The organism is Mesorhizobium sp. BHbdii, assembly GCF_053848045.1.
Genome location: NZ_JBSPKX010000098.1, coordinates 1 through 567, shown reverse-complemented (window position 1 = coordinate 567; position 567 = coordinate 1). Strand labels below are relative to the sequence as shown.

Sequence of the window (567 nt, the reverse complement as noted above, 5' to 3'; positions counted from 1 at the left end):
CCACGCGATCGGATTGTAGGCCATGGCGTTGGAAAAACTCCAGAACATGTGCCTGAGCGCGATCACCTCGCCAAGTGCGGCCTGGTTGCCGCGAAAGGCATCGCCGCCGGTGGCGCGCAGCGCCTTGGCGAGCAGTCCGGCGAGGAAGTCGAGCTTGACGGCGAAGCGCGTGCAGCCCTGGAAACAATAGCCATGCATGAAGCCCGACGCCGGATGGAACGACAGGATCTTCTGCGCATCACGCAGCACCAGCACGTCCTCCCAGGGGATGAAGACATTGTCGAGCACCAGGATGGCGTCGTTCTCGTCGAAACGCGACGACAGCGGATAGTCGAACGGCGCCGCCACCGTGTTGGCCGTCTGCTCGTAGGAGACGCGGCAGAACATCTTTATCCCCGGCGCGTTCATCGGCACGATGAACATCACCGACAGCGACGGATCCTCGGTGACCGTCGCCGAGCCCTGCGCCAGGAAATTGTAGTGGGTCAGCGCCGACGACGTCGCCACCACCTTGGCGCCGGAGACATAGATGCCGGCATCGGTCTCCCTGGTGATGTGGACGAAGAC

At 63.1% G+C, this 567-nt stretch carries 1 protein-coding gene; it reads right to left on the bottom strand.

The features are described 5' to 3' along the window. Positions 1-567 (bottom strand): 4-hydroxyphenylacetate 3-hydroxylase N-terminal domain-containing protein (locus ACWTU8_RS32040; RefSeq protein WP_455851281.1); only part of this gene is annotated, 567 nt, incomplete at both ends.